The organism is Enterobacter sp. RHBSTW-01064 (assembly GCF_014103035.1).
GTDB classification, from domain to species: domain Bacteria; phylum Pseudomonadota; class Gammaproteobacteria; order Enterobacterales; family Enterobacteriaceae; genus Enterobacter; species Enterobacter mori.
The window spans coordinates 52911-77050 of record NZ_JABXOU010000011.1 but is presented as its reverse complement, the minus strand read 5'-3'; the positions used below and the strand labels follow the sequence as shown (position 1 = coordinate 77050).

26 protein-coding genes are annotated in these 24140 nt (G+C 48.4%); 9 read left to right on the top strand and 17 right to left on the bottom strand.

From position 1 onward, the window contains the following. Positions 1–79: 79 nt before the first annotated feature. On the bottom strand, positions 80–901 hold the full coding sequence (locus HV355_RS23180) for a hypothetical protein (protein WP_126336439.1): 822 nt from the start codon (positions 899–901) through the stop codon (positions 80–82). 360 nt (positions 902–1261) lie between these two features. Here HV355_RS23180 and HV355_RS23175 point away from each other — a divergent pair, with 360 nt between their 5' ends. The 3 genes from HV355_RS23175 (at position 1262) to HV355_RS23165 (ending at position 4792) form a co-directional block, all read left to right on the top strand. Beyond that, on the top strand, positions 1262–2122 hold the full coding sequence (locus tag HV355_RS23175) for a RepB family plasmid replication initiator protein (RefSeq protein WP_126336269.1): 861 nt from the start codon (positions 1262–1264) through the stop codon (positions 2120–2122). A 493-nt stretch (positions 2123–2615) separates the two neighbouring features. Then, positions 2616–3821, top strand: coding sequence for an AAA family ATPase (locus HV355_RS23170; protein WP_126336271.1), 1206 nt, complete (start codon positions 2616–2618; stop codon positions 3819–3821). Then, positions 3818–4792 carry a ParB family protein gene (locus HV355_RS23165; protein WP_182403696.1) on the top strand — a complete coding sequence of 325 codons (975 nt, stop codon included), beginning with the start codon at positions 3818–3820 and terminating at the stop codon, positions 4790–4792. The genes HV355_RS23170 and HV355_RS23165 overlap by 4 nt, the downstream gene beginning before the upstream one ends. A gap of 131 nt (positions 4793–4923) precedes the next feature. Here the strand turns inward: HV355_RS23165 and HV355_RS23160 are convergent, their stop codons facing one another. From HV355_RS23160 to HV355_RS23125, 8 genes are all read right to left on the bottom strand, one after another. After that, positions 4924–5631 (bottom strand): phage tail protein, encoded by a 708-nt coding sequence (locus HV355_RS23160; protein WP_126336275.1) that lies wholly within the window; start codon positions 5629–5631, stop codon positions 4924–4926. A gap of 13 nt (positions 5632–5644) precedes the next feature. Further along, entirely contained in the window at positions 5645–6202 is a 558-nt protein-coding gene (locus HV355_RS23155; RefSeq protein WP_182403694.1) for a hypothetical protein, read from the bottom strand. A gap of 65 nt (positions 6203–6267) precedes the next feature. Further along, positions 6268–6759 (bottom strand): baseplate protein, encoded by a 492-nt coding sequence (locus HV355_RS23150; protein ID WP_126336279.1) that lies wholly within the window; start codon positions 6757–6759, stop codon positions 6268–6270. Between the two features lie 9 nt (positions 6760–6768). Continuing rightward, on the bottom strand, positions 6769–7344 hold the full coding sequence (locus HV355_RS23145; RefSeq protein ID WP_182403692.1) for a hypothetical protein: 576 nt from the start codon (positions 7342–7344) through the stop codon (positions 6769–6771). A gap of 64 nt (positions 7345–7408) precedes the next feature. Further along, a complete protein-coding gene (locus tag HV355_RS23140) occupies positions 7409–8119 on the bottom strand; it encodes a hypothetical protein (RefSeq protein WP_182403690.1) in 711 nt (236 codons plus the stop codon). Positions 8120–8159: 40 nt separating this feature from the next. After that, the gene (locus HV355_RS23135; protein WP_182403688.1) at positions 8160–9770 is read right to left on the bottom strand and encodes a phage tail protein; all 1611 of its coding nucleotides are present in this window, start codon (positions 9768–9770) and stop codon (positions 8160–8162) included. Between the two features lie 64 nt (positions 9771–9834). Continuing rightward, the gene (locus HV355_RS23130; RefSeq protein ID WP_126336287.1) at positions 9835–10113 is read right to left on the bottom strand and encodes an Ig-like domain-containing protein; all 279 of its coding nucleotides are present in this window, start codon (positions 10111–10113) and stop codon (positions 9835–9837) included. A gap of 117 nt (positions 10114–10230) precedes the next feature. After that, positions 10231–11973 (bottom strand): capsid protein, encoded by a 1743-nt coding sequence (locus HV355_RS23125; RefSeq protein ID WP_126336289.1) that lies wholly within the window; start codon positions 11971–11973, stop codon positions 10231–10233. Positions 11974–12199: 226 nt separating this feature from the next. On the opposite strand from HV355_RS23125, the gene HV355_RS23120 reads away from it, so the two are divergent. Next, entirely contained in the window at positions 12200–12544 is a 345-nt protein-coding gene (locus HV355_RS23120; protein WP_223563657.1) for a hypothetical protein, read from the top strand. Positions 12545–13157: 613 nt separating this feature from the next. On the opposite strand, the gene HV355_RS23115 is transcribed toward HV355_RS23120, so the two are convergent. Both HV355_RS23115 and HV355_RS23110 read right to left on the bottom strand, forming a co-directional pair. Then, entirely contained in the window at positions 13158–13634 is a 477-nt protein-coding gene (locus HV355_RS23115) for a hypothetical protein (protein WP_249420900.1), read from the bottom strand. Position 13635: 1 nt separating this feature from the next. Beyond that, positions 13636–14418: a hypothetical protein gene (locus tag HV355_RS23110; RefSeq protein WP_182403686.1), complete on the bottom strand. Its 783-nt coding sequence runs from the start codon at positions 14416–14418 to the stop codon at positions 13636–13638. 503 nt (positions 14419–14921) lie between these two features. On the opposite strand from HV355_RS23110, the gene parM reads away from it, so the two are divergent. Continuing rightward, complete coding sequence (gene parM, locus HV355_RS23105) at positions 14922–15878, top strand: plasmid segregation protein ParM domain-containing protein (RefSeq protein ID WP_182403714.1); 957 nt, start codon at positions 14922–14924, stop codon at positions 15876–15878. 11 nt (positions 15879–15889) lie between these two features. Beyond that, positions 15890–16270, top strand: coding sequence for a plasmid partitioning/stability family protein (locus tag HV355_RS23100; RefSeq protein ID WP_126336298.1), 381 nt, complete (start codon positions 15890–15892; stop codon positions 16268–16270). Positions 16271–16296: 26 nt separating this feature from the next. On the opposite strand, the gene HV355_RS23095 is transcribed toward HV355_RS23100, so the two are convergent. Genes HV355_RS23095 through HV355_RS23070 form a run of 6 tightly spaced genes read right to left on the bottom strand, consistent with a single transcriptional unit; the run spans position 16297 to position 22462 of the window. Next, positions 16297–18345, bottom strand: coding sequence for a Dam family site-specific DNA-(adenine-N6)-methyltransferase (locus HV355_RS23095; RefSeq protein ID WP_182403684.1), 2049 nt, complete (start codon positions 18343–18345; stop codon positions 16297–16299). Beyond that, a complete protein-coding gene (rdgC, locus tag HV355_RS23090) occupies positions 18326–19231 on the bottom strand; it encodes a recombination-associated protein RdgC (protein ID WP_182403682.1) in 906 nt (301 codons plus the stop codon). The genes HV355_RS23095 and rdgC overlap by 20 nt, the downstream gene beginning before the upstream one ends. 59 nt (positions 19232–19290) lie before the next feature. Then, complete coding sequence (locus HV355_RS23085; protein WP_126336304.1) at positions 19291–19923, bottom strand: baseplate protein; 633 nt, start codon at positions 19921–19923, stop codon at positions 19291–19293. Then, entirely contained in the window at positions 19920–20900 is a 981-nt protein-coding gene (locus tag HV355_RS23080; protein WP_126336306.1) for a tail length tape measure protein, read from the bottom strand. Before HV355_RS23080 ends, HV355_RS23085 begins: the two co-directional genes overlap by 4 nt. Before the next feature lie 3 nt (positions 20901–20903). Further along, the gene (locus HV355_RS23075; RefSeq protein WP_182403680.1) at positions 20904–21671 is read right to left on the bottom strand and encodes a baseplate; all 768 of its coding nucleotides are present in this window, start codon (positions 21669–21671) and stop codon (positions 20904–20906) included. Beyond that, the gene (locus HV355_RS23070) at positions 21668–22462 is read right to left on the bottom strand and encodes a phage tail protein (protein ID WP_182403678.1); all 795 of its coding nucleotides are present in this window, start codon (positions 22460–22462) and stop codon (positions 21668–21670) included. The genes HV355_RS23075 and HV355_RS23070 overlap by 4 nt, the downstream gene beginning before the upstream one ends. A gap of 142 nt (positions 22463–22604) precedes the next feature. Here HV355_RS23070 and HV355_RS23065 point away from each other — a divergent pair, with 142 nt between their 5' ends. The 3 genes from HV355_RS23065 (at position 22605) to HV355_RS23055 (ending at position 24140) form a co-directional block, all read left to right on the top strand. Further along, the gene (locus HV355_RS23065) at positions 22605–22916 is read left to right on the top strand and encodes a type II toxin-antitoxin system HigB family toxin (RefSeq protein ID WP_079899846.1); all 312 of its coding nucleotides are present in this window, start codon (positions 22605–22607) and stop codon (positions 22914–22916) included. Continuing rightward, entirely contained in the window at positions 22913–23332 is a 420-nt protein-coding gene (locus tag HV355_RS23060; RefSeq protein ID WP_079899847.1) for a helix-turn-helix domain-containing protein, read from the top strand. The genes HV355_RS23065 and HV355_RS23060 overlap by 4 nt, the downstream gene beginning before the upstream one ends. 70 nt (positions 23333–23402) lie before the next feature. Further along, positions 23403–24140 carry a hypothetical protein gene (locus HV355_RS23055; protein WP_182403676.1) on the top strand — a complete coding sequence of 246 codons (738 nt, stop codon included), beginning with the start codon at positions 23403–23405 and terminating at the stop codon, positions 24138–24140.

Sequence of the window (24140 nt, the reverse complement as noted above, 5' to 3'; positions counted from 1 at the left end):
TTTGCTCATATGGATGGCTCGCCACTGAGAAAGGCGCTCTACGTCTCCCACCGGCTGATATCCATAAAGAGCAAGGTTGTTAATGATGGTTAGCCATCCATTCAGGTCTAATTGATGGGATAAACTCTCGATTGAGAAATGGGACGTACAGCGTCGTGGTAACGTCTGCACCCTCCTTTGCGTTTTTGCATTTTTGCGGAGGTAGGATTAGACGGCTTGTACCATGTTCTATCGACATGAGTAGCCCATGGCGCAGGTCGCGCTGCATGAGCTGAATACGCGCTACGAGGGGCGTAAATTCGGTTTCTAAAGCCATAGCTTCGATCATTTCGAATCGTCTATTTGCTGCTTCGGTAAAGTCTTCTGGGTCATCGTCGAGAGCTGTGCATAAAGCAAGTTCAGCTATGCGAAACCGGGACATTCCGGCACTGTATTCTGGGTCTTTCATATCAGGTAGAGAGGCGCGCATACGTTCGAGCATATGAGCACCACGACCGGTGAGAGGTTTTAAAGTCCACTGCGTTGGCTTCCCATTCACCGGAACCTGTGTTTTTACGTAAGGCTCTACGGTTAGCAGTTCAACTGTTTCGGCCAACTGGTTTAGGTCAATATCTGCATTATGAGAGCTGTTGCAATGGCGGCATTCATAGGAATATGTCATTACTGGATCTGGGCGCGAGTTAACAAAGATCCACCATAGTGCGGTTCGACGGTCTTGAACGGTCCATTCAGCACTGTCGCTGAACGGAGGCTCCTGCATGGAGTTAAGGTATTCTGTTGTTGTAACCTCATCTTCACTTGGATTGAAATCGCTGTATTTGATTGCGTCTTTCACCGTTGGAGCATGAAATTTAACTTCAATTTGAGGTTTGGATGGTAATGGGAAGCTTGGGATATTCAATGTACTCTCCGGTCGGGTTTCTTATGACCAGGCGAGCATATTCAGTGTGTGATTTTTAACGATAATGCTCTCAAATAGACAACCTTTAAAGTTATCCACTGGATAGATCCAATAATAAGATCCTAAATAGATCCTAATATTACCAAACAGATCCCGGCAGGCTTCAGGCCGCGTCAGCTCTGGCTTGAAAGGCTATCAGGATGTGTGCTGGCGGGAGTTTCATGTGTGCTGTTGGGATAATAATGTGCGCTGGAGGGTTGTAAATGTGTGCTAGCGGGATATAGGATGTGTGCTGACGGGAACCGGCGGTAAGTTGTCCAATGCCGATAAACTTATCCACATAACTATGGTAAGCCATTGATGAATCAACCATTTATCTCTGATGTTCTGTACGCAGACATTGAAAGCAAAGCCAAAGAGTTAACAGTTAATTCAAACAACACAGTACAGCCGGTAGCGTTGATGCGCTTAGGGGTATTTGTGCCAAAGCCAACCAAAAACCAAGTTGAAAACAAAGAGATAGATGCGTCCAAGGTATTCTCTCAATTGGAGATTGCACAGGCCGAAGGTTATGACAATATCAAAATTACCGGCCCGCGACTCGATATGGATACTGATTTTAAGGTATGGATTGGCGTAATCTACTCTTTCAGTAAGTACGGCCTTTCCTCCAACACGATACAACTTTCTTTTCAGGAGTTCGCCAAGGCGTGCGGTTTCCCTTCAAAGCGTCTGGACGGAAAGCTTCGCAACACCATACACGAATCACTCGGACGTTTGCGTAACAAAGGTATCTCCTTTAAACGTGGCAAAAGTGCGCGAGGCAGTTACAACACGGGCCTTCTCAAGACCGGGTATTTCGATGCTGAGCGTGACATTGTTGAGCTGGAAGCTGATTCAAAGCTGTGGGAAATTTTTCAGCTTGATTACCGTGTGCTGTTGCAACAACACGCGCTGCGAGCTCTGCCTAAAAAAGAAGCCGCCCAGGCAATTTACACCTTCATTGAGAGCCTCCCGGCCCGCCCTATCCCTATCTCGTTCGAACGAATTCGCGAGCGCTTGGCTTTGATGTCAACTGTTAGTGAGCAGAATAGAACCATTAAGAAAGCGATCGAGCAGCTGAAGACGATCGGCTACCTTGACTGTTCAATCGAGAAAAAAGGGCGTGAAAACTACATCATCGTGCATTCTCGCAATCCCAAACTCAAGCCTACTGAATAGTGTGTGCTGGAGGGCATTGGCCTCCATGGTGCGTTTGAAAATGTGCGCTGATGGGACTGCGCGCACTGAGTCAACGTGATTTACCCTACAGCACACATTATTTCCCCTTCAGCACACATGTTACATTTCATTTTCCCTGCAACACACATGCAATTTTGCCTTTATCCCTTCAGGGCACACGCATAGCCAAGCCTCCCCCTCCAGCACACATGTTCCACCGGCTATTACGCCTAACTTTTCCCCTCCAGCACACACTTTTTGAATCCACAACCCTCCAGCGCACATCCAATTATCGTAAAGTGTGTGCTGAAGGGAGGATTGTAGTCCAAACGTTCTACGCCATACGGCGGTTATCAAAAAATCCCTCCAGCACACATGTTACGTGCAATAAAATCACGCTTAGCGTTAATTTGTTGCACGTGGTCTTAATTGTTGTACACTCCAAACTTGCAAAAGCAATGTCCCCAACATTGAAAACTTCATGGAGATCAGAATGAAACGAGATTACGGTGGTGTAGGCTCCATAGCGCGCAGGGCTAGCCATTTGCTTGAGTCAATGAGCAGGGACATTGAAGAACAGCGCAAAGAGTTTAATTTAACTGAATATTTCCAGACATTTACCCGGAATGCTGTCGCTAAATTACCTAAACTCAGCCGCAGGATTGTCGAACAGGCCATTAAAGAAATGGAAGATGCTGGCTACGAGTTCAACAAAAAACAGGTTGGGAATGTCGAGCAGTACGCACTGACTATCCAGAACGTCATTGATATCTATGCTCACCGCAAGATTCCAAAGTATCGGGATACCCATACATCGCCTTACGTTATCTTTGTAGTGAACCTGAAAGGCGGGGTTTCGAAGACTGTCAGCACCGTCACTCTCGCTCATGCGCTTCGAGTTCACCAGGATCTTCTTCGCCACGATTTGCGCGTTCTTGTTATCGACCTCGACCCTCAGGCATCGAGCACTATGTTCTTGGATCACACACATAGTATCGGTTCTATATTAGAGACGGCTGCTCAGGCGATGCTAAACGACGTTGATACTGAAACGTTGCGTAAGGACGTGATTCGCCCAACTATCATCCCTGGCGTTGATGTCATTCCTGCTTCTATCGATGATGGATTTGTTGCTAGTGCATGGAAGGAGCTGGTTGACGAGAACCTTCCAGGTGTTAACCAATATGAAGTGCTTCGCAAGGTTATTATTGATCGCGTTGCTGATGATTATGATTTCATCCTGATTGATACTGGGCCACACCTCGACCCATTCTTGCTAAACGGCCTGGCTGCGAGTGACCTGATTCTCACCCCTACTCCACCAGCGCAAGTCGATTTCCATTCGACGTTAAAATACCTTACCCGCTTGCCTGAAATGCTGGAAACATTGGAACAAGAAGGTATTGAGCCGCGATTGTCTGCCAGTATTGGCTTTATGTCGAAGATGACCGGAAAGCCAGATCACCAAGTTTCACACAGCCTTGCTCGTGAGGTATACACCAGCAATATTCTCGACTCGGCTCTGCCGCGACTGGATGGTTTTGAACGATGTGGTGAGACGTTTGACACTATTATTAGTGCGAACCCTGCATCCTACCCGGGTAGTAACGACGCTCTGAAAAAGGCCCGAACAGAAGCGGAGCATTTCACTAAGGCTGTGTTTGATCGCATCGAGTTCTTGAGGAGCAAAGCGGCATGAAGAAGAAAATAGTAGCCCGCGGGCGAAGCATTTTAGGCAGTGATAGCTCCGATTTTATCCGTAGCCTTGACAACCAAGGTGGTGAGAAGGTTTTCACTCTTAAGTCTGGAAAGCAGGCTAAATTCACTCTAAAGACCATTGTGAGTGATGAAATAGAGCAGAAAACTTTTGTTGATCCTGCTGTTAATGGTCGTGATCAGAGAAATGTAACTCCCGAGTCAGTGAGCGATATAACGCGAACGATCACTCTTCAGCAATTTTTCCCGGCAATTGGTAGGGCTGTAGGTGAGCGCATTGAGGTATTGGATGGTTCCCGCCGCCGAGCAGCCTGTATTTTTAGCGGCTCGAATTTTGAAATCTTGGTTACAGAAGATGAAATAAGTCTTGAAGATGCCCGCCAATTGGCAAAAGACATCCAGACCGCCCGCGAACATACACTTCGTGAGATTGGGCAGAGATACCAACTCATGCACGAGAACGGCATGACAAAGGATGAGATCGCGCGCACTGAGGGTGTATCTCCTGCAAGTGTTACCCGTGCATTCCAAGCCGCTTCGGTTCCAGCTGAAATGGTCGCGCTATTCCCGGTCATCAACGAACTTTCGCTTGCTGATTACCAACTGCTGCTTAAGCTTTCAGAAGAGCTAAACAACAAAGGTGTTCCCCTGCCAGAGTTGATAGCAAAAGTGCAAGAAGACATCACTGCAGCGGAAGTGGAGAGCATAACTAAATCGTTAATCTTGGACTCGTTCAAACGTCACACAAAACAGTTGAATCCGCGACCAGTGAAAACAGTCCAAACTGAAAAACTGCGTGAGTTCGAAGATAAAAAACAGTTTGCACGTAAGAAAACTGATACGTCTAAACGCTTAGTGACTTATGAATTTGCTCGCCTTCCAGCGTCAGTTCAAGCTGAGCTGGATAAAGCCATTAAGCAGGTAATGGATAGGATGCAGGTACCAGAGAAGTAAAAAAAGTGGGAACTTCAGGCTGTTTTCTACCAAAAAGTTCCCACTTAATTTTCAATGCTAACTAGCTAAAAAATATGGATTTTATTAGGTTCTTTCAATCTGAAATTCCCAAGGCCCACGCCCCTGAAACCTCAGAATTCGATAACACTTCCTGCCGCAGACTTAGCAACTGAGCCCACTGCACCGGCCGCACCAGATAAGATCCCCTCCACACCAGAACCAGCAGACGTGTATTTCTGAAAGGTGATCGGATAACTTAAAAACTCTGTTACCTGGTCACGTGAGCGGGTGATTTCTCCAAGCTGAGTCGGAAATACGCGCATCTCTTCTTCCAAGGTTTTTCCGCCTTCTTGGGACACGCGATACAAACGGATATTCATCAGGTATGAAGGCGGCAAGTTGATAGTGCCATCCCGGTTTGTCACCTTCCCTTTTCGCTCTTTAAACCAGTCCATTATTTTGCCGTCCTCTGTATCACGAACGGTCATCGTGACGAGCCCAGCTGTAACATGGGTAGGTTTATTGAACTCCACACTACCTATCACCTTACTTTCTGTTTCAATAGTCCCATGCCCATAAGTTATGTCTTTAACAAACATGTCAAAGCCATTTAGCCCATCTACATCGACTGTCCACTGCCATCCTTGTGCGTAGCGTATACGCATAGCGGCCGCGACGATATTTTTCCCATAGGCAACATCGTCGGCATAATTCCCACGCACACCTGAACCGGAAAGAGCTTTATCAAGGATGTCGCTAATAAGGTTGCTGGTGAAAGATTTAGTATTAAAGGAAAGAGAACTTGAAAGAGTGCTCTCAAGGCCGCTAAATATCCCCACTGTTCTGCCCTCTTTATGATGCCGTGGTTGCGCCTGGAATGATGGCTCTGTTCGATGCCATTTTTTCTTCCATGTCTAAAACTCGCTGGTGGAGCGTTACTTCGTCTGGAAGGTCAGAATAATCGAACTTCCCATCTATAGAAGCGCGTCTTAAACGTGCAACATTAAGGACTTTTATTAGGGCTTCCAGGTAGTCTTCAATCATACCGATAATAGCTGGGGGCAAATGCCATCCTTCAAAACCACGATCTCGCAGATTCATAAGGTACTGCATTTTGAATGGCCACCGTTCTGAACCTGTAAGATCCAGTTCGATGGTATCCCCTACCTCATCAGAGTAAACAAGTAAGCCGTATGCGTCGGTAACATGGATAAGTGCTAAATAGTCATCAGGGCGGGATATAACCGTCCCTCCAGCCTTTTCCAGCTTAACAGTGGCAATGACCCCTGCCCTATCCTGATATGCTCCCAGCGCCTTTCTGAGAAGGGAATCAAGCGTTTCCTGTTCTCGAACCAGTAAAGGGTTAAAACGGAGCTTTACGTTTTCAAGGAGCTCGGCGGGCGTTGTCATGTTATTCCCTGCAAAAGAAGATTAAATGCCTAATAGGCGCTGCGATTAAGCCAGCGCCGATTCTGTTACTCAACCCAGTTGTATACGACGCGCAATGTCGGACGGACTACGGTCGTGACGTCTTCAGATGAGAAGTCCACTGCATCAGAATAGATTTTGCAGTGGGAGAAGGTACGGATTAGGCCTTTGTGATCGCCGCTGTTTGACTCGGCGGCTGCCTGAACCGTGACTTCGATATACTTCTTACCGTAAACAAGCTCTTTGACGGCTGCTAATACAGTTCCATCGATGGTTTCTGCACAAGTAACCTGATATTCCCCTGAGTTGCGCAGCGTACCGTGCTGGTTGAATTTCATGCCACCCGGACCAAAATCTTCTACGTCTTCACGTGTCATTTCCGGAATCTGAGTAGAGCGCACAAGGATGCTCAGATTGTCGTACCCTTTAAATGTCATCCAAAATTCTGAGCCGATCAGCTTCTCGCCAGCTGCAATATTTTTGTTGAAGCGAGATTTGAGAAAAGCGGTATCTGCTTTGGTATTCGCAAAACCAGACATAGAAACTCCTTAAATGATAAACACAGTGGAAATATTGCTGCGATTGAGTGATGTAATACCGCTGCATTGGAGAGTGACAGTGTTGTGGGAAAAATAGCCCTCTGAGGTTCGTGGAGCATCCAACTGATAAGCCACATCTTTAATAACCACTCCTGAGAGAGCTATTGTGCGACCTATATTTAATGTTACTTGCTCTGGACGGCGCCCGAGAGCTGTGTACTCATTGAGCTCTGGAGAGCACATTTTTAGTAGTGTTGTGATAGCAGCATTAACTTCTATTTGCGCGTTTTGGGTAGCCATGAGATCAACCGTTAAACTAAACTCCGGCGGCTGCTGACCTTCCCAGACGAGCATAGAGTTAAAGATCGTCTTTGCTGTAACGCCCGAAGCGGATTGAATAACATTGGCTGTTGCGTCCAGTTTCTGACTTACAGCCCCCATAATTCCGCTCAATGACTGATTCTCGAACGGTGATTGCCACATAGCTGAAAGTGTGGCTGAGGAGCCATCACCTATATAACCTACAACCATATCCTCATCAGTACGGATGTAGATTTTCATTAGAGGGCTAATGCCATCCGGCATGATCGCGCCACATATCATCTCCAGACCTCCGAATCAGGCCATCAGTAATGATGGCCTGATATAGTTACATGCCGCGTTTCTTGCGCAGCTTCATGGATTTCTTGCGGTGCAAATTCGCAACAGATGTATGAGCCTTACGGCGAGCCTTCTTCAGAGCCTGTTTCTGCAAAGAGTTAAGGCGACGAGGACGAGGGCGCTTACGAATAATTTTCACCTTGCCGTCACGAACAACCTTTTTACGAACGGCTTCGAGCATAGCTGTATCGCCACCGGCAACTGTATACATTGCAATAGCCTCCTCCAGCATGTCTGAATCGTTGCCTGACAGAGCGTCGAAAACTCGCTCCGCTGCTGAATCATCCATATCGTCGATCATGTCGGTGACATCATCCTGGTCCGCGCCCATGGACACTGCTGCATCTGCCAGCGAGGCTAATGCAGCGTTATAGGCATCAACTTGTTCATCGGTGAAATCAGCGTCTTCATCTACACCATCAAGCCCCGCCATAATAATGGCCAAAGCATCAAAGGCGTCGGCTTCGGGATCATCGTCCTCCAACCATTGCGCGATCATCGACGCTGCGAGGCCACGCTCATCGCCTTTGGCGCGCGCGCTAACAGCTTCCAGCATTAAGGCTTCACCATCTATAGGCTGCTCCGGCTCTCCCGGTTTACGCTCTCCTGCGCTTTCAAGCATTGCCTTATCGTCAGAACCCGGCACGGTGGCACCAAAAAGAACACGAGCCAGGGGATTAGCGATTGTGAAATTTTTCATGTTTTATCTCTTAACGGCCGCCCGGAAGGCGGCTCATGGTTTATCGCATAAGGATTGGTTTACCGATGATGCGGCGCGCTGAACCGGTAGGGCACACTGCCCATTCGACTTGCCAGTAATCGCTCTCCAGTTGAGCCACAGTGATTACAAATGGCTCTTCGCCCTGAGACTTATCTCGGGGCTTTACCAGTGCACCTGCTGAATAGAAGCGCTCCAGTAATTCGGTCATGCCTTTCGTGAGTGACTCTTGGGTAACACCGTCCGGCTCGTGCTTGATAGCTTCAGCGAGCTCATAGAAGTTACGGGCGATGGCATTCATCAAGGAGGAGACGTGTTGGAAGCGAAGGTAGTTCTTTTTGGTAAACGTGGTCAGCGCGTCATCAATATAAACATCACCGCTGGCCGACACTTTTACAGGATTGATTCGTGCCGTAACGAACGCTTCCAGGTCGATAGCATCGAGGTTTGGAATCTTGGTGATGTTTTGACGATCGATAATGCCTCGCGAGGTCCCTGCAGGGGAGTAATGCCAGCCACCGACATCTGGTACCATCGCAACGCCTTTCGCTTTAGCTACAAAAGCGTCACAGCTAATACCGAAGACAACCTGCATGCCAGTTGCACTGTCTTTACAGGAATAAGGGAAGTAGTAGCGTGCGGGCTGGTGTGAACCACCAAAGCCATGACCTTTGGCTTCAGTGATCGCAGCTGCAGCTGTCTGATTGCCTGAAAGATCATAGAAGAAGTCGACGCGAACTGCTTCTGCCAGGTCCTTCAGTGCAGCCAGTACAGTTGAGTCGTAACAACCCAGCGAGAGAATGGCAGTTACATTGATCGGTGCTTGTTCCAGAATAGCCAGTGCTTTCAGGTATTCTTCAGCAGTAACTTTCGAGAACGTGCCATCAGAACCACCAACGAACGCCACATCTGTGAACGTAATACCTGAGAACAAATCATCTTTATCATCACTGGTGATCACGCAACCTAGGCGGGTAGACATGCTTTCCAACATGGTTTGCAACCATGCTGGTTGGCCCATATCGTTGACGGCCTCTGGGTTGAAAGAAACCTGATGAGTTTCGAGTTGTTCCACAGAACCATCCGATTGGGTTTCTTTTAGCGTCAGGTTGAGAAGGTCGCTATCCTCATCACTATCAAGCGAAATTGTACGATTGGCTGAAGCTTCGCCGTCTTTGATGTAAATGATGGCCAGTTCGCCATCCTTAAGAGCTGGTGTTTCGTGAGGACCAAACTGAGCCCCTTTTAACACGTACTCACCCAAAACGGTGAAGGATTCGCCTTCTTCAACTTGGTTCTCTTCCCCAGAAGCCTTAGAAATGATGATGCCCGGGACCTTCATATCTGAAGGGCAAACGCGCACTACATAACCATCGCCACCTTTAACCGCCTGCTGGACGTGACGGAATGGCTCGAATGCCGAACCCAGTCGAGGATGGATTGGGGTCCCAAGCACATCCTTATAGTTCGATGCTGTGACCTGTAACACCTTACCCGGCGCGCCACGGCGAGAAATCACTAGACCAGCGAAAACGGAGCTACCGCCGCTGCCGGTGGATAGGGTGGCATCAGCGTTAACAGGCATAATGCCGACGCCAGCTGCTTGCCCTACTGAATATCCGATCTTATTCATTGCACTTACCCCTTCGGCGTGCGATTTGAACTAAAACATTTCCCCCTCATACGAGGGAGGAAAATTATTCGCCTACAGTGAAAGTGTCACCCACGGTAGCGTCTTGTTTTTCGCTATCCACGCTGACGCCCTCTACGGTAACTACTGCCGCTTTAACCACAACCTTATGAGTAACGGTGTGGCCACCATCAGCAGTTGTAATAGTCAGTTCGGCTTCGCCAGGACCTTCTGCTTTACATTTATTGTTTTTACCCACAGATACGACCGCAGGGTTACTTGATACGACAGTAATGGCCTTGTTGGTGGCGTTTTCAGGGAAAACGGAAACTTTGATATCTGGCATTTTGTTCTCCTAACGCCCCATAAGGGGGCGTTGAAAATAGACGTTTTATGGCTTATTCAATTGCGAACGAGTCACCCTCGGATAACTCCTGGCCGTCAGATGAAACTGAAACGCCAGTTACTCCGACTTTTTTTCTTCTTCATCCGTGGTTTCCCCTGGATTTGATGCTGAGGAGTTAATCTGGCCTGTCAGCATGTTGATCGCGCCCTCTTTGGAATGCGTCAGACGTAAACGTGCGAAATAGTTTTCACCGTTACGAGGGTGAACATCATTGATCGCTGAACCCCACAGTGTTGTACGGTTAACCAGGCTCGGGTTGGTTTCGTGGACGTAAGGAATAGCTGCTACTGCATCACCGGCGATCAGACCTGCTTTGCCGATATCGTTGCCGCGACCATAGAAATAGATGTCATCCAGGCCAAGGTCATAACCCTGTTTTTGGAACTGCTCGCAAACTGGAGTAGGGACTTCGTAAATGCGGATAGATCCAAAAAGGGTACCGATGTACTGAATGTACGGAGACTGGACATAACCCGGAGCCAGCTGGAAATGCTGAGGTGGTAGTGAGCGCAGGAAGTTAGCTGCATCGCCACCAGCGAAGCCACCGCGAATACCTGACGCCAGGGTGCGGTTTGCCATATCCTGGGACAAAGCATTCACAACATGGCGCATCAGACTTACCCATGATTCATAGCTTTGTGCTTCTGGAAGAGCAGCATCGAATTCACGGCCATACACGGTATGGAAAACCAGCGTGCGAAGGCGCATTACATCTTGTTCATGGCTGAGCCACTGGCGCATTGCTGAGAACTGAGTCGCAGCCATGTTAATACCAAATTCACGGCTGGCATCAGACGCGGACATGATGGTGTGTTCAGATGCAACAACATACTGAGACGGCTTAACTTTGTAGTTACGCATCGCCTGGTTGATGACGGGGATCAGGTTAGGAGCACGCTCGATGTTGATCTCAACCTGTACTGCAAGCTCGGTACCTTCCGCTGGTGCATCGGTAAAGGTGATATCAATTACACCGGTGTCGTATGCCACCTTCGCAGTAGCAGCAAACAGATTGCCTTTGCTATCAGAACCGTTGAAATAAAGATTGCCGTCACCATCGTCAACTTTCGATGGTTTACGATTGATTAACAGCTTGTTATAGCCTGCACGGATAGGGCAGTTTTGTCCTTCAAAGTCCTTAATATCGAACTTGAAAACTTTGGTTACACCATCGCCTTTTGCTGCCAGCTGGTACAGTCGTTTCATCTGACTGTAGACGCCAGCGCTTTGCATATTCAATTCATCGCCTGGCTTGAAAGTGCCAAAATTGGTGCCAGCGATGTTGATGAGTTCGTAGATGTCTGATTCATCACGTTCGCATGGGATGAAAGTACAGGCATCGCTTGTTGCTGCGCCCAGGGCAGCTGGCAGAATCAGCGCTGCAAATTGAGCGATGCGCATAACACCATCAGAACTGCGCATGGATTCAGCAGCGGACTCGAACATCGCCTTACCGGTGCCACTATGCTTATCTTTAGCGCATTCTGTCATAAGGTTTTCGAGCGCGACGTGACAATTTGCCAGCACGTCTACAGCCGGGTAACGGCCGTGCTCTTGTTTATACTGGTGCATAGCCATAGCCCAGCCACCTGCAATTTGCAGGGCTGCATCAGGATCGACACCTTCGAACATTGGCACCTTTTGCACTGCTGAGGTAAGGCTCGCCGTCATGGCGGCTTCATCGGCAATCAAATTGCCTGCGCCGTCGGTGATTGGTTCGATAGTCATCGCCATGACGGAAGCCGCCCGACTCATCATTTCTTTCTCGCGTTTGCGAGCTGGCTGAATATCTTTATTCACTGTTTAGCCCTAAATTCGGGCGCGGCGTGAAAGTTCTTTTGACAGGCTTAATCTAATAACCTTGTTATATAGTCAAGACTGTCAAAAAGTTTAAATTGCTTGAAAAATCTCTCGTTTTAGATCTAAGATTGAAAATCAGTTAGTAATTTTCTAACATAAAAAGTGAGAGCAATTGATGGGATACAATATTTTTCTAACTTATCCTGGAGGGTCGCAGAGTCACAAAATGAAGACTCTGTGCCGTACCAGAGCGCAAGCTCACCTGCAAAAAATCCTTGATGATGCCGAGCTCCTGGCTATGGCGGAAAAGCTCACTATTCGCCATTCTGGCCGCAAGATTTTGGATATAGCGACAAGTAAGCCTGTTGATGAAATCCAAAATGCGATCGAGTGGCCAGCTGTTGGTGCGCAACGGAAAGTTAAACAGCCTGTAGCAGCCACTCTATATATGCCTGAGGCAGTCCGAGACTGGCTAAAGGGGGAGGGTAATGGGAATGTTAGCGCGGGATTTCGTAAAGTGATGCAGAAGCAAAACCCGGCATTAAGTGACGAATGGGTTAAATCTAAGTGAGTCACGTCAATCCATCCCGAACACAATACCGCCTTATGCTGGCAATAGCCTCCGCTATACCCACCAGCCTGAATCCTCCTCTGGGCTGGCCTGCTGTAGTGGATGACTGTGGCCAGTATTACGGTTCCGATATTTTTGGGGAAACGAAGGCTCTCGCGCAGCTCTGCAAGGCTGGGGTATTGCATTGCATCGGTGAGCCGGATGATTTCGTAGTTCAACTGGCAGATCGGGATTCCTTCTTATTGTCGTGGAAGTCCGGTGCACGTGAGGCAGGTTTAGGTAATGGCATAGGGTACATTGATTATAGTGATTGTCCTTTGGCCTTTGCTGCTGGTTACATGCACTGGCATATCCGGTGTAAGGGAAGGGTGCGTGAATATAGGATCAGCGAATTCCATGTTTGCCACGGCTTCGAAGAGGCTGACAACCAAGACATATGGCTACAAGAGCCATAGTTGAAGCTACATAAAAGGCCGCATAGCGGCCTTTTTGTTATTGGATAGCTTCTTTGTTGCGTTTGTTTATCAGAAAATTGCGTTCGTTACACTCCTCAACTTTGGTGAAGATTGTTTCCGTGTACGCCGGATACTGGTTAAACAAGATGGGAGAGTTTTCAGGAACTATGCACGGTTGGTAATCCATCACCGTTGCCATGGGCTTGCTGTTCGTTGTTATCGTAACCTTCACGGGCTCTACGGTTGACTTCTTTTGCCCGGTCCCGCTGCATCCGGATAACGTCATCAGGAACAGGCTCATCACTAACACCGGCATTGAGAAGTGCGTTTTCCAGGCGGTTGATTTCATCCCGGCTTTTCTCCTGTTGTTTGGAAAGTTTGATTTCTAAATCTGCAACTTTTTGTTGGTAGTTTTGCTCAACACCATTCAGCCGCTTTCGCTCTTCGAGCTCTGCTTTCCTTTGAGCCTCGCTGAGGTTCAAAGCGCCTTCCAGAGTGCTTACATTTGTATTTAAGGTCGAATTTGCGGCCTCAAGTCTCTTTATGTAGTCAAAGTGGGCGGATACTGCATTCACGGTCTTATAGCCTGCAAATAAGAGAAGAATGGCCACAACTGCGATGATGGTGTTTTTCAAGTTATTCCTCCTTCAGAGATTCGATTACACCAGCGGGCATCAGCAGGCTTAATGCAGGTAAGATGGCCTGATTAGTCATCATTGAGCCTGTTAGGGTTATAGCTACTGCGTTCTGCAGACTGGCAGCCGCGAGCATCGTCGATTCACTGATTTTTGATGCCGCTATTTGTGTCGCAGCGGTCGCTGTTAAGATCTCGTCGGTTACGGCCGCAGCGGTTTCTACGGCGGTTTTCAGCGCCAATATCTCTTCGTCGGTTAAAGAAGGCGGCACCGGCGCGCCACCAGCTCCAGCACCTCCCTCTGTGCCGGTAGTCGTACCGTTTGAAAGCTTGTTGTTTACGGCTGTCATGGACGCCTGCAACTCGTCGATGTTGAATTCATTCACGCTCATTTTAAGCGCCCGGGGTATGCCTTCGTCTCCCATACCGACAACGAGAGGGAATGGTTCACTCACAGGTAACGAAGCCGCTTTAACATGGCATTCCCAACCCAGCTTCATCTGTAAGAGGTCAGACGGCGTGCAATATGGAGATATGGCTCCTGCAAGTGCGCTTGCAGCATTAGCGGCTTGGGTAATGATCTCTGTGAACGCTGGAAGTTGAGACGTATACACACTGACCGAAGATGGGTAAGAAATTCCAGGCTGAATAAGCGATCCGATAGTTGTCGCCAGGTTAGTAGCGGCATCTTCAGCTTCTCTGCTTAATATGACTGCTGCAGGCTTATTAAGGCCTGCCTGATTTAGGATATTGAAGGCATTAATCTGGCCTTGGGTATCGAGCATTATTCAACCTCAAATGAGCCATCACCGGTCGCAACTACCGATCCGCACGAAACTGGGTCGCCAACACAAACTCCCGCTTTACCTCCAATGACAAACCATGGGCGAGTAGAAACAGCCGCGCCCGGGTGTGAGCTATTCCCGTCGCTATGTTCAGGAAACGCATTCCCATCCACTACTACCGGTTTCCCATTAACTGTGAACCAGGGCACTGTCTCTGCTACCTGGCGGGATGGAAACCCGCCATGCCCGGAGCAAACAGTATCGCTGATTGCTATAGCACTCATAACGCCTCCTTTGATCTAGTGGAATTCTGGTCGGTTTGTGATTTGACGTGATAGCCCACCGGAGGTCTTGCGATCTTGAGCAAAGGTAAATTCTCTTTTCGTTCTCAAATTAATCTCTATTCAGTCTCTTGTTAAGCGCCGTTCCACTTGTTATTCTCTCTTCGTTCTCAATTAGGTATCTTTATAAACTCTTATGTGTCTCAGAAGTGGAGCAATATGATGCGCATTTTTATCGACGATGGTTCAACTAATATCAAAATGTTGTGGGAAGAGGCTGGTAAGACCCTTACTCACATCAGCCCTAACAGCTTCAAGCGAGGGTGGTCGGCAACGTTCGGTTCAGGAAAACCGTTCAACTATTTAGTTGATGGGGAGAAGTATTCCTTTGATCTGATTACGCCGGACGTTCTGCCTACAAACAATGTTGAATGGCAGTACAGCCCGTTGAATGCCCTGGCCATACACCACGCGCTACAGACAAGCGGCATAGAGCCACAAGATGTAGAGGTTATTGTTACCTTGCCACTGGCTGAGTATTACGACGAGGATGCTCAGTACCGCCTGGATAACATTGAGCGCAAAAAGAAGAGTGTCATGCGCTCTGTGGAACTGAATAAGGGAAGCGGCTTCAACATCACCAAAGTTAAGGTACTCCCGGAGTCTATTCCTGCTGGCGTTAGCCTCTGCGCGGATCTCAAACCGTCTCATTCAGCTTTAATCGTAGATTTGGGAGGGACTACGCTCGATGTCTCGATGGTGGCTGGTCAAATGACTTCAGTATCCCGCGTCTATGGCGACTCACGGCTAGGAGTATCATTAGTAACTGATGCCGTTAAACTAGCCCTGGCTAAGGCGGAAACAGCAACGTCCAGCTACAACGTAGACCAGATCATCATTAACCGTAATGACGCGGAATTTTTGGCCGAAAACATTAACGACCCTGCAGCCATTGATTTTGTCAAAAAAGAGATCATGTCCAGCATCGAGCGTCTTTGCAAACGCGTGAATGAAGTTATTAGCAGTTTCAAAGGGTATTCTCATGTTATTGTAATTGGTGGTGGCGCGCCGCTAGTGGCTGACTCTATCCGTGATCATGTTGCTATCCGTGATGATCGCTTTTTTGTGGCCGACGAACCGCAATTTGCTCTCGTTCGTGGCCTTAAACTACTCGGTTAACAGGAGTATGTATGTCCCAGGACCGCAGAAAGGTACTTCTATATCTTCGCCGGACTAAAATCGCCAACGAGCGTTTTGTTGATGAACGATTAGAATCATATCCTAATCGTGTTCGCGGCGATGTTGCTCGGACTGCGTTGCTGGCCGGTTTTGCATTAGCTGAAATCGATAGCCGGTTGCCTGGCATTCTCGCCGCCACACTCGGCGACGAGACAAAGGGTGAAACCATACGCGCTATATTGGCGTCATTCTTAGAACTTCAGTCACCATCAGCTGAGCCAGCCGTAAAGCCAACCGAAGAAACGCGGTTGCCCGGGGAAACAAGCAAGGGAAATCCTGACGAGACTGATAATTCAGCGATCAAGCGGTTTTCCAGCCAATTCCCTGAATAAAAAAAGCCCCTTAATAGGGGCTTTTTTTAGCATCCAAGTTTAGCCAGGATATCACTGGCCATCTCCCGGCTACCGGATTTACACGACACCGAACGCCGGGCCTGCAGCTGGTGGAGGTCAAAACCGTTATTACGGTACAACTCCCGTATCTTAGGCGCGCCGCTGTTCGTGATAAGCACCTTTGCTCCTCGCTTACGAGCGGCCACCAGCAGTGAAACCAATCTTTCCTGTTCGTCAAAACCGAAGCTGTGGCCAGAATAGCTCGTGAAACCATTCTTGCCCGGCAGGGGCTCGTATGGAGGGTCACAAAAAATAACATCGCCTTCACCGGCCTGCATGATCACGCCAGCGAAGTCGCCAGTGACAAACTCGCTTATGTTTGCCGCCCCAAGGAACTGCTCCATCTCTTCAAGTGGGAAGCGAGGCGCTTTATATTTGCCGTAACCAACATTGAATTCTCCGGACAGGTTATAACGCACAAGGCCGTTGAAGGCGTGGCGGTTAAGGTACAAGAACGCAGCGGCTAAATGACACTCGTCTAAAGCTTTCTCATTGAACAACCTACGTATTCGAAGAAATGAATCGGCGGTATTGTAGTTCTCGAAGTAATGATGGGCGAGGGTTATAAGAGCATGCCCCTCACGCTGTAATACCTTATAGAAATTGATCAGGTGGCCGTTAACATCATTCAGGAGATTCTGTTTATAGCCCGCATTGGTAAAGACCGAGCCGCCGCCGACAAACGGCTCGATCAAACGTTTCCCGTGCGGTAAGTGCTCATTCAACACTTCCATTACGGAAAACTTGCCACCAGCCCATTTGAAGATCGGGCGCTCAAACTCTTCCGGCGCGCGAATGACGCGAAGGTGTGTAACGGTGCTCTTGAGGTAGCTAGCCTTGCAAATAGCATCGTCTATACGCTTGCCAATCCAGCTCATTACCGGCACCGCCATAGAGTTTCCCAGTGCTTTGTAACGCGGCCCATCAGCTGCAAGTTTTTTTGCTTCTTCGTCTGTAATATCAGGGAAGTAATGATGCAGGTAGGTAATATCACCCTTTAGGATTTGCTTACACTTTGCTGTAGGAATCAGGGTGTACTGGTCAGGGAAGCCCTGAAGTCTTTCACATTCAACTGGAGTCAAGCGCCGGACAGTAATCGGGTCCACTGTAACAACAATTGGAGCCTCATGATTACAGGTAAGCGTTGGCGTTGCGCCATCAGTTTTGATCTCTGCTCCGCCTTGGCCATGTGCCATAACTATCAGATGGTTTTTTTCGACTTCGTAACTGAGTCCAGTGCCATGCGTAGCATTGTCGGAAGAGTTCTGCCGCGCGCTTCGGTGCGGCGGAGTATCCCTGCGCTCGCCTTCGCGCTCAAATAGTATTTCGGATGGATCGATGTCTGTTCGAGCACTTGAGACAACGAAGACACGATTGCGTTGTTGGGCCACGCCGAAGTATTGGGCATCGAGAGTTCGCCAGGCCACTTGGCGCTTTCGTCCAATAACACAACCAGACTTTGGCCACTTTGGAAAATGTTGACCGGCTTTTTTGCTCCATGTCCAGAAAGCACTGGATTTTCCGTCTGCAGGTCGTTGACCTGGTTCAAATGGATCATCTTCACCAGCCAATCCGGCAATGAAACAGCCGAATGCGTTATCTGTGGAGCTGAGGACTCCGCTAACATTTTCCCACACCGAGATTGCTGGCTGGTGGCCAGATTTAGTACGTGTCTCATCGATAACATCCAGTAACTCAACATATTTTAGAGTCAGCCGCCCACGCTCGTCTTCAAGACCACCTCGTAACCCGGCAATTGAAAATGCCTGGCAAGGCGTGCCACCCACTAACAAATCAGGGGCATTAATCTCACCCGAAGCAATGCGACTGGCTATTTGCGTCATATCCCCTAAGTTCACAGTGTCGGGATAACGATAAGCAAGTACAGCGGAAGGGAAGGGGGCTATCTCACTCAGCCAGTCGGCGCTCCACCCAAGCTGCCCCCAGGCGCAGCTGGCCGCCTCAATACCAGAGCAAACTGAGCCGAAGCTTACTTTAGCGTTGTGCTTCGCCACCAACGACCTCCACTAGTGCGGTAAACAGCGCAGATAACTCGGCAGTAAAAAGAATGAAGTCAGCGTCAAATCTTTGAAGCACATCTTCACGGTCGATGTCGTCGTTCTGATCGTACAGTTCGTCGGTGAAGCTAAGTCCTTTGATTGTCATGTCATCGCACAGGCGGAATGAGGCACGATCGGACCAGTTTAGACCGACGGCAGTAGCTAACTTTCCTGCGTCGATATGGGTCAGGACTTCCTCAGAATGCAGATCCTGTTTCTTACAGCGCACAGCGCCGCCATCTTCCAAAATGGCTTTAAGCATTACGTCTGTACCGGCAGTAAAACCGCGCGGGAAACCGCTTCGAATCCATTCGGTGATGGTCAACTCTACTGGTTCAGCGGGGGTGAATGGAACGACCGGCAGACTTCCTAGGGACTTACGCAGCAACGCCAGCATATCTTCAGCCTTACGAGCGCTATTGCCTTCAACAAAGACGAGTCCTTCTTTACGATCCACTATCAGGCGATTGCGCGATTTTCGGGTGAAGGCTCGGGGGAGAAGTGAGTGTAATACCTCATCCTTCAATGAGTCCTTCTCAGTCTTCTTAAGCTTGCGTCCCTGCTCGGTTTCAAGCTTCGAAATTTTTTTATTCAATTCGTCCTTAATGACATGCGTAGGAATGATTTTTTCCTCCCGTTGCATCGTCAGAAGAAGATATTGCCCGCTTTCATACGTTAGATTATCCCCGATTGTTTCTATCCACCCAGCAGTGGCCATATCCTGTGAGCCACAAGGTTTAAAAAGGAAGCTTTTCAGCGATTCGTTAACGGCTGCCGTCTGTAGCTCAACGTCACGCGAGAGGCGGTAAATCAGAATGCCTTTGAATGCTATAGATTTCATTTATCAACCTTAACTGTTAGAAAATTACTCTTTATTATCGTCCACAACATCGGCATTTGCTACGCCTTCTTGAAGCTAAAGCTTTTGGCCAAGGCTGAAAAAGCACCCTTAACCTTGATATTCAGGTCTCCACCAGCTTCGATGTCTACATTCCCTCCAGCAACTACTTTCGCGTCGCCGCCCACGTGAATAAATAATCCAGCGGGGCCGATGATGTATGGCACACCGTCTTCACTCATGCCGATACGGCTACCAGCTGCAGTGTTAGCGATCTCGTAACCTCCACCAGCTGATCGCAGTTCCAGAATGTTGTTGCGGTGGATAACAAAATCCTCAGTGGAAGAGAGGGCAGGGCGGCTGGGGGAGCCTTCGATCTCTTCAGGCGTCCAGGGAGTCCCCTGGCCTGAAGCTTCTGCAGCCACATTAGGGACGCCGCCCGGGGCATCCTGCGCAGCGCCTACAATGAGCGGGCGACGAGTGTCCATCTGGCCATTCGCATCGGTGTATGGAAACTCAACCCACACAGCATCGCCCGCCAGGGTAGGAACAAAGGCATTTCCGATTGGCAACTGGTATTCGGCCCAGGGGAGATCACTTTCGTCCACCCCGTTCCAGTCAGGCAACACGCGAACTTGCGCGCGCATCAGACCGCCAGGGTGCTTCGTGCCAACGATAACGGCGCGGCGTTTCATTGATTTGGAACTCCTAAAATCATGCGCGTGGTGTACCCCACGCGGTCCTCAAAGTGCGCTACGTTTTTGACGATCATTTTCTGGGGTAGTGATTCATTCAGCTGGTTTTCTTCGTCATAGCGATGAATAAGGATTTCAATGAGCATGCCAGGCCGAACAGCAGGATTCCCCTGTACCTCTATATCCAATTTTGGTACGAGCGTGAGCTGCATGTTTCTTAGCGTTTCCATATCAGCGTCAGAGATGTAGCGTACCGGCAGCGACGGATCTCCCGACTCGATATACCCATCTGTCATTGAATACCCGACGAACCGGTATTCCTTGTTGGCGGTTGCTGCATGATCCTGGTTGATAAAGCTTATCTTCGATATCGTACGTTCTGCTTTTGGGTTATTAGCCTCATAAGTGAACGCTGGTTTCTGCTTCATCAGGTCCGCGAGGGATGAGAAGAAGAATTCCCCCCGGCACGTCCAACATAATGAACCTTTATCACGGGCCATCTCTGCCAGCATCTTAGATGGCTTTTGACCGGCATTAAGATGGTACGTAACAGAGCGCTTTTGCGTGCCGGTCGCCAGTTTCAACGCACCTATGTAGCTTTTGAAGATTTCGTTCGGTGTTTTGTTCGTATGCAGATTAGTGCGAGGGGAAGGAATCTTAAATCGCCGGACGTCTTCGCTCACCGCTATTATCGTCACAATGTCCGATGATTGGGTCGCAGAAGTAATGAAAAAAGCGGTCTTAAAAGCTGTTTCCTCACCCTGCGGATCACCCATTTCAGCGATTAATGCTGCTCCGTATTTCGCTTTCCAGTCATCAACAACGGTACCAGTAGCATCACGCACTTCGATTTTCAGAAGAGGGGCTTTGAGGCTTGCTTTCTCGACATATACGGTTGCAACAATCCACTCTCGCGGTACTTTGTTGTCGTTGATCATGACGGATTGCAGAAACAGCTGGTGGAGTTCTTGCGCCATGATTTACCCCACTGCCAGCGTCGTTTCTGTCACTACGCGGGTGGCATCTAATTCAAAGGCGGTAATGACATCAGCCAGCACTGAGATTGGTGCTTGAGCGGCGTAAATACGCTCTTCGGCCAGCGGAGCAGAGACATCAGAGAATCCTATTTCTTTTGCGTCTTGCAAAGAACAGATCAGCGGTACTGGCACGCGGACAAGCTTTGTATTGGCTTCGAACTGAGTAGACATTAATAGTCGAATGCTTGCGCCCAGGGAGTTGCACATCAGCCCTAGAGTGTCTTTATCGGTGGCCATGATAGTGACGTCATAGGTGATGATCGCCTGCATGAATTCCAGGCTGGCCAGTGGCCTGCCATCATCGGGATCGCTAAATGATGAACCGATACGGCGATCTACCTGCTGATCGGTGTTGTCATAGTTGATATCCATCGAGCGAGAGATATTGATGAGCGGTAACGCGTCCCGGTTTAACTGCAGATCATCAGGCTTTCTCCCTTGCCCTGCATTAGCCCGGCGGATAGCTTTAAGGCATTCTATTACGCTATCGAAGCGGCCCACGTAAATCCGTTCCGCAGCTGGACGTGATAGGAATGACTGAAAACGTTTTTCAACCGGGCGTGGTTCCACCAGCAGCACATTATCGAATGCTTTGCTGATCAGAGTGGCCAGGGCATCGTCTACCGCGTCAAATCCCGTGGTCTGCTGCTTACCTGTTTTGCTGACCTTCCACTCACCGGTTCTGGATAGGAGCTTGCTTTTATCACTCATTGGACGTGACCCCCATTTGTGCTGTCGAAATTGCGGGCCGGGATACAGTAATACAGCGATCCTACGTGCTGAGTGCCATAGCTGAAGATACGATGCACATACCACCAGCGCCGGGCGGTACCGTTGGCCATTTCCTCATTCCATTCCAGAATGGAGCCTACGGGCACGTTATTGGCTGCTATACGCAATACCAGAACGTCATCCGTTAATCCGTCCTGTTCACCATCACCATCAACTGCGCGGAAAGACTCGCGTCCATCCGGGTTATCCAGCACGTACACGATGTCAGGTTCTTGGTATGTCAGCGGCCGTTGGTTATTGTCGATTTCGGTGAAGGACTCAGTGCCGCTTTCGTCGTCTATGACGCCATACGTCCCAACATCAGGGCGATAAATAAGTGCCTGGAATGAGTCCGGACTGCTTTCAATAACCAGCATCCAGTCTGCACGGATCTGATCATTAAACTGCTTGTGACCATTGAATCGGGTCTTGAGTTTGGTATTTTGCTCACGAGCTGCCAGAGAAGCGGGAAGAGATGCTACATCAGGCTCATTGTCATCTGTTTCGCCATAACCACCAGCGAGATCACCATTATCATCAGGAGCAACACCCAAGGAGGAGGTGGACGCTTCCAGGTTGCTGAACGAGATGGAGTGCTCAGGATTTTCTTCTGAGACACTTCCCGTATTTTCTTCTGTCGGCGTTGTCGTTTCTGCCTGGGTGCTGTCATTTGCTGGTTCCTCCTGCTTCTGGCTTAACTCGTCGGTTAGCCACGCATCAAAACGGCCCATATGCCCTCAAGGTCCACTCTATTCAGGTTGAGTAGGGATTTTGGCGAGGTTGTGAAATGCAAAGGTAGCGTTCACATATTGTAAACGGTAAAGGTCGATGCTATGATGTTCACATAATGTAAACGGATGGAACGACCGCAAGATGCACGTAATTTCAAAAGAGCCTTTTGAGGAAGCGGCAAAGCGATATCCCAACGATTCGTTAGCCATTCGGGCGCTGTACCGCTTAGTGCGCGAGACGGACTTCTCTTCTCCAGCTGAGATGCGAACTCTGATACCGAGCCTGGATAATTTTAAGTACAGGAATAAGTGGTGGGTTTTGGATGTAGGGGGCAACAACTTGAGGGTTATCGCCTATATCAATTTCGTGAATAAGCGCTTCTACGTGAAGCACATCGCAACCCACGCTGATTACGACAAGTTGACCCGCTATTACAGGGAGAACAAAGAATGATTACCGACACTGCAAAAGCCATTGAAGCAACCAAACAACTCGTAGCGGCTGTCCCCTTCCTGGGGGGCAGTTCTTCCGAGAGCGATTACCGCGAAGCGATGGAGCTGGTGGATTATCTGATCGAGAACGACGACGAGAACCCACTTATTGACTTCCTGGCGAGTAAGATTGCCGATTATGAAGATAACAGCCCTCGTTTCGCTGAGTTCAACAAAGCTATCGCTGAAATGCCAGTCGGCGTTGCACTTCTGCGTACCCTGATTGACCAGCACAAGCTGTCTTATTCAGACCTTAAGGATGAGATCGGATCTAAATCATTGGTCAGCCAAATCCTGTCAGGGCAGCGCTCTTTGACCATCACTCACATAAAAGCGCTTTCCGCGCGCTTCGGTGTAAAACCTGAGTGGTTCCTATAACCGAAAGATATAACTAAATCACCATCTGGTGATTTAGTTATTGCTAGATTTCATTTGTAAGGAAGCTTCCATGTCAGACGAAGTAGCAAAGCCAGGGAATGAAGAGGCTCTTAGTCCAAACCAGTCTCTGTCAGAGGCAATAAAAGATAAAATTTTCAATAAAATATATTTTTATATTTTAATTTCTTTCCTGTTAGTAAATTGGCAGGAGATATTAATTCTATTCAAATCAAGTGAAGATATTTTTTATACATTGTCTATTATCTTCACAAGCCAAATGTGGTTCGGTTACATGCTTCCGCCTTGGTTTGCACATTTCGGCTTGCCAATCCTATTTGGCACCCTTGCTTCAGCTTTAACTCCTTTTGTAACATATTGGATTTCAAGGGTTACGGCTAAAAGGTTTGCTAAAATTAGGCGTGCAGATAGAAAAGCTGATCTTGAGGTTGAAGATGAATTTCAAGACTTGCGAATCAGGCTTGTTACAAAAACAAATAAGGCGGATAGTCTTTTAAATAGAATCAAGCTTTTAGAAATGCAAAACGCTACCTTATCGGAGAAAAACACTCAACTTCAGGAACATAGAAAGCAGTTGTTTTTTGGCATTAAAGCATTTGTTGATTATTATGAAACAAAGGGGGCGTTGAAAACGCCAGAAGATTTTGCGGAATTTTTTATGTTGGTTGAAAAAACTGATTTTTACAAAGATGTAACAATAGTAGGTAAGGTAAATAAACTTCTCGAAAACATTAAGGATATTTACTTTGAAGAGCCAGAAGGTGAAATAACTACGACTGCAAATGAATAA